We start from the raw sequence: 5,336 nt of genomic DNA, 5'->3' as shown, positions 1-5,336 counted from the left end.
GTAGATCGAGGTAAAACATCAATTTTGTAAATAAATTCTGGTTCGCCTTTAGGATTATTCTGAATAACACTGTCAATTAGCCTCACATTTTTAGTAATTAAACTAACTACCGCGTCTTTTTCATCTTTTTGAGAATAACAGGGGTTATTGCCGCATAAACTAGCTCTATCAACAGAGGGACACATCGCTCGATCGGTAAATGCCTGTGATGAAATGGTAGCCATATTTCCTTGAATCTGATACAAGTTTCTATCATAGAATACGCATCTATACAACACCTCTTCATTCGCTACAAAATCTTGTGTCATGTTGAACTGAAGGATATTTAACTACCTATCCACTGCCATAAATCTATTAAATCATCATTCAAACTAATTGAACCATCTTCCATTTCATTCTCTATGTCTGCACCCCAAACTTTTATATAGTCTATTACTTCCTCCTTAACATAGATTGTAATTTTTTTTCCGAGATTCCACCACTCAAAGACAATTTCATTATCAACACTAATGTTTAGCAGAGGAGCGTGCCACCACCAATTATTGTTTAAGGCTATTGAATGTACTTTCTCAATAAGCTTTTCTGCCGTCTTAATCGTTTTAGGAGAATTAGAATAAAGGCTTTCATAATCCTTTTCTAAATTACCAAGTAAAGAGGCAATGTGGGGGAATGAAGAATATTTATCTGCACTCTGCTGTAAGTCTACTGGCTGCAAAAATACATATTCTTGATCGAGCGTATCCCTTATAGCTTCTAATTGAGAGACTGATTTTTGTAAAGCATTTTCAGGTAAACTCATCAAAATAGACAGGCATTTTAAAAAGTTAATTACCCTGTGAGATGGCTGAGAATCAACTTCTACCTTAACCGATAAATCCGGTACAATATTTTTTCCTCCTATCATAATAGGAGAATTAGCTGGCAAAACATCTTTGTACGACGTTCTGATAATATAAGTTTGGCTTGAAAGAGTTACTGGCATCTTACTCAATTGGTTGAGGCTCCATTGCCGCGTGGAGTTGTTCTGTAATACTCCACCGGAATAGCTTTCCTCCCGTTCGATTGAAGTTATCAAAGACATTCCAAATATCCTCCTTGTTTATTTTTGGTTCTACAAAAAAATCAGCATCAAACAAATAACCAGGTTCTTGAAAATTAGCTTGTGACGGGTCTTGTGCTATCACTAAACCGTGATTAAAATTAACCCTACCTCCTTCTATTTCAATTTCCAAATTTTTCACTAAAGTCCTAATCGAGTCAGACCACTCGCTACTATGCAGCTCAGAAGCAATTCGTGGACTGATTAATTCTGACCAAGGTTTATCTTTATCGTCAATTTTCAATTTGGAGCGAAGTATCAAATCCCTATATCTTAACCCTAATCTAATGTAAAAAGAGGGATTATATATCTCTTCAAAAATGTTAACTGCTTTGGTAAATTTCTCTTTAAATTCTTCATACTGCCTGTATTCAAAGGTCGCTAAACTTAGGGTGTCTCGGTTTAAAGACAACTGCCACTTTGAATTTTCAGAGAGAAAATTATAGTTAGTATGCTGTGGCACAAGTGAACCTATTTGTGGCACTAAGGCAGCTATTTCAGGAGGGAGGTTTAGAGACTGCGACTGTTGAAAAATGGGGTAATCAAAACGAACTTTTTCCTGAAATTCAAAAGGCTCTTGATTGTTAATTTTGAGAATTGTAGGAAAGCGTACTTGCCCCACAACCTCTATCAAAGGAGTTCGGTGATAAATTACTCGTTGGTAATTAGGTAGTTTCATGTCTGGTCGTACTTCCTCCATAGAGCCGAATTGTAGCATTTATCAACTAGAGTTGTCAATTATTTATAAAAAATTTGCTAATAAATATGACAATTTAATTGCTAATCACCAATTGCCCCAAAGCAATTAGCAATTAGCAATTTTACCCAAATCATCACATTTTGCTGATAATTCTCTGCACGATTTCCACGCCTGTTACTGCTTGCCAGCCAAACAGCCCTAACAGCACAACATTTAGAAAAATGTGGGCGTTTCTGGCCAAATTGTTGCCTTTTTGCATCAAAGGAGTTAGCGAGGCTGCGATCGCAATTATTGCGGTCATTCCCAACCCTGCGAGCAAGTGGGAACCCACGAACAATTTGCCGTTGTTGATATAGGTGACAGCCATTCCGCCGATCGCCCCCGTTACCATCAAGGCTAGCAGCAAAGAGCCCATCTGGTGGTGTTTAATGTTGAATTTCCCCTTAATTAACTCTTTTTTGACTTCGCCTTCGGCACTTCTAGTCCGGCGGATTTGCAGGCCGAGATACAAAGCATAAAAGGAGATTGCTAGCAATACCCACATTAAAACTGGGTGGAAGAATTGGCTCCAAACTTTCACTGACTGCGGAATTTCGAGGTTCATGGTGTTCTCAGGATTAGCAAACATACTTCATAAAACTTAGTATACCAGTAAGTCCCTCTCATGTGATGGTAAAAACATACAGAACGAGACACTATTATGCCTGCCACTAAACAAGACGCTGTATTGATTCAAGCGACCAAGACTGGCAACATTATTCACGTCCAAGCTTTACTCGCTAAGGGCGTTGAGGCTAATGCCAAAGACTCTGAGGGGACGACGGCTTTGATGTTTGCCGCCCAAAAGGGCTATACGGAAATCGTGCGTATTTTACTAAACAATGACGCTAATGTCAACCTCGCCAGCAGGCGTTTTGGGCTGACGGCTTTGATGCTGGCCGCTGCTCACAAACAGGCTGATGTTATGCGGCTGTTGTTGGCTGCGGGTGCTGATGTTGATGCAAAAAATGATGATGGAAGTACGGCTTTGATGGCGGCTTCTCTCAAAGGCGATGTTAATGTTGTGCGGCTTTTGCTTGATGCTAAGGCTGATGTGAATGTCCGAGATATAGATGGAGATTCGGCTCTGAAAATAGCGGCTTTGTCGGGGCACGAAGCCGTTGTGAAAGTTTTGGCTGGTGCGGGTGCTGTTGCTGACAATTCTCTGCTATTTTTAGCTGTCAGTCAAGGTAACGCTGAAATTGTCAGAATTTTACTCGATCGCGGCGCGGATGTTAATCTTAAAAATATTGAGAGCAAAACCGCTTTGATGGAGGCTGCAGCGGCGGGAAATTTGGCGGTTGTCGAGGTGCTGTTGGCGGATGGCGCTAATGCGGAAATTCGCGACAAAGACGGCGAAACTGCTTTGACTTTGGCTGCTGATTTCGGCAATATTGATGCGGTGCGGGCTTTGCTTGGTGCGGGCGCTGATGCGAATGTGAAAAATGGAGATGGGGGCACGGCTTTGATGGCGGCGGCTGCTGGGGGAAATTTGCCGATCGCCCGTATCTTACTTGATGCTGGCGCGGATATCAACGCTAAGGACAGAGATGATGAAACTGCGTTGAATTTTGCGGTGGTTGAAGGCTGCGAAGATGTGGTGGAATTGCTATTAAATCGGGGCGCTACTGTCGGAGCGAGAAATCGGTTGGGCGATACGCCTTTGATGGTGGCTGCTGTTCACGGTCACAGCAATATCCTATCGGCTTTGCTGCAAAAAGTCAACACAAATCAGGCTGATTTTCTGAATGCTAAAAACTTTGGGGAGACGGCTTTAACGCTGGCTGTTTTTGGCGGACATACTGAGACGGTGAAGGTTTTGCTCGACGGCGGTGCTGATGCAAATGTTCCGGCGGATTTGGGGAAGACGGCTTTAATGAAGGCGTGCGATCGCGGTTATTTGGCGATCGTCCAATTATTAGTCGAAAAAGGCGCGGATGTCAACCTGCTGGATGATTCCGGCGCAACTGCTTTAATGTGGGCCGCCCATCGGGGTTATGCTGATGCAGTCAAGATTTTAATCGCCGCCGGTGCAGAATTAAATCATAAAAATCCCGGCAATTATACAGCTTTAATGCTGGCTGAGTTTAAAGGTTATTCCACTGTGGTGAAATTGCTCAAAAATGCCGGAGCACAGGAATAATACGATTTTCAATTTTCGATTGAGTGCTACTGAAGAAAATGCCGTGTCAAGAAAAAAACGTAATATTAACCGTTCATTCTTCAACCCGCGGAGGCGGGTTTTGTTTTTGTAGACGCGGTTTCAACCGCCGTTTTATCTTAACCCGCAAATCTCATCTCATATCGTTTCCGGTTGCATCGGAATGACTTAACCGCAGAGTACACAGAGTACACAGAGTCCGAGAATATATATCTGAATCATTCCGATGAAGAGAGGATTTGATATCAATCAGCTTTTCGCACCCAGCCGTTAATAGTACAGCGACTATCAGCAAAAGCTTTCGAGGGACAGCTAACTGTCAAAACTTCGTGCATATAGCGGCTGAGAAAAAATACGATACTGTTATTCCGAGGTTCTACTGTTCTGAAAGTGTCGGCCGCCACATAAAAATTGTTCTCGACTTTGCTATCATAAATCAGTAATTCGCCACCGGAAAAAGCCTTGGGTTCTCGATAGAAATAGTAAACGTAAGTAAAAAATCTGCTAGCGGTATCGGGCGAGCCGCTGTCGTTGTGAAGTTTATAAAAGTTGTTGTCGTTGTGTGTGGTTAGCTGAGATTCTATATCACCAAGCGGAAATGACGGGATATTTAATTTCCGCAGCACGTCGGGGAGAATTCCTTTAATCCGATTTACCATCAGTGTTGAAAATTCGGGGAATGAGTGAAGTACCATAGAACGGCGGTAATCTTCGGCATTTGTGGAGGTGCTGGTACTCACAAATTCTGATTCTTTTGATAACACATATTTGATTAATTTGTTTTTTTCTGCTGGTGTCAAAAAGTTATCTATTTGGGCGTAGCGAGATATTAAGTCGTCATTTACAGGCGCGGCGGCTGGAATTTCGGCTGGAATTTCGGCGGGGATTTCTACGGGAATTTCGGCGGGAGTTGCTAGCTGCTGCGGCTGCATTTGCTGCAAGTAAATTGGGGGCTCGGTGACTAATCCCACTAGGTGATCTGCGGGGAAGCAAAGGCTAGAACGCCCGTCGTCTATGGGGATTTGAAATAAGGTGGAAAAACCTACTGTTGCTTGGGTGCGATCGGCTAATGTTTTGACAAGGCTGTGCAATAATGGTGTATCGGATTTGAGAATGACGGTGCACTGATGTCCGCCGGTGAGCAGGATTTTAACTTTTACGTCTTGGGGTTGAATTTGCTGTTGAGTGTAAGTCATAATTTTTTAAGGACGCAACTGGGAAGTCGTTAGGATATAACAGTTTTGATTGGTGTCACAGTCTTTTTGATCCCCCCTAACCCCCCTTAAAAAGGGGGGGACAAGAATGTCATAATCTCCCGTCTTAGTAGGGGATAAGAG

Annotated in this window: 6 protein-coding genes; 1 reads left to right on the top strand and 5 read right to left on the bottom strand. The window is 42.6% G+C overall.

Features of this window, described 5'->3' with window-relative positions; translation table 11 throughout:
- The 4 genes from WBA89_RS01785 to WBA89_RS01770 all read right to left on the bottom strand — a co-directional run.
- Positions 1–308 (bottom strand): hypothetical protein (locus WBA89_RS01785; protein WP_424403509.1); only part of this gene is annotated, 308 nt, incomplete at its 3' end.
- A gap of 17 nt (positions 309–325) precedes the next feature.
- Positions 326–982 carry a hypothetical protein gene (locus tag WBA89_RS01780; RefSeq protein WP_424403507.1) on the bottom strand — a complete coding sequence of 219 codons (657 nt, stop codon included), beginning with the start codon at positions 980–982 and terminating at the stop codon, positions 326–328.
- A gap of 1 nt (position 983) precedes the next feature.
- Positions 984–1,799 (bottom strand): TIGR04255 family protein, encoded by an 816-nt coding sequence (locus WBA89_RS01775; protein WP_424403505.1) that lies wholly within the window; start codon positions 1,797–1,799, stop codon positions 984–986.
- A gap of 133 nt (positions 1,800–1,932) precedes the next feature.
- A complete protein-coding gene (locus tag WBA89_RS01770; RefSeq protein WP_333255837.1) occupies positions 1,933–2,403 on the bottom strand; it encodes a DUF4079 domain-containing protein in 471 nt (156 codons plus the stop codon).
- 96 nt (positions 2,404–2,499) lie between these two features.
- On the opposite strand from WBA89_RS01770, the gene WBA89_RS01765 reads away from it, so the two are divergent.
- Positions 2,500–3,981, top strand: coding sequence for an ankyrin repeat domain-containing protein (locus WBA89_RS01765; protein WP_424403503.1), 1,482 nt, complete (start codon positions 2,500–2,502; stop codon positions 3,979–3,981).
- Between the two features lie 263 nt (positions 3,982–4,244).
- On the opposite strand, the gene WBA89_RS01760 is transcribed toward WBA89_RS01765, so the two are convergent.
- Positions 4,245–5,195 carry a 2OG-Fe(II) oxygenase gene (locus WBA89_RS01760; protein ID WP_424403501.1) on the bottom strand — a complete coding sequence of 317 codons (951 nt, stop codon included), beginning with the start codon at positions 5,193–5,195 and terminating at the stop codon, positions 4,245–4,247.
- Positions 5,196–5,336: the final 141 nt, after the last annotated feature.

Source organism: Microcoleus sp. (genome assembly GCF_049646505.1).
In the GTDB taxonomy this organism is placed as follows: Bacteria; Cyanobacteriota; Cyanobacteriia; order Cyanobacteriales; family Microcoleaceae; genus Microcoleus.
The sequence above is the reverse complement of the archived record's forward strand: the minus strand, read 5'-3'. Positions and strand labels throughout refer to the sequence as shown.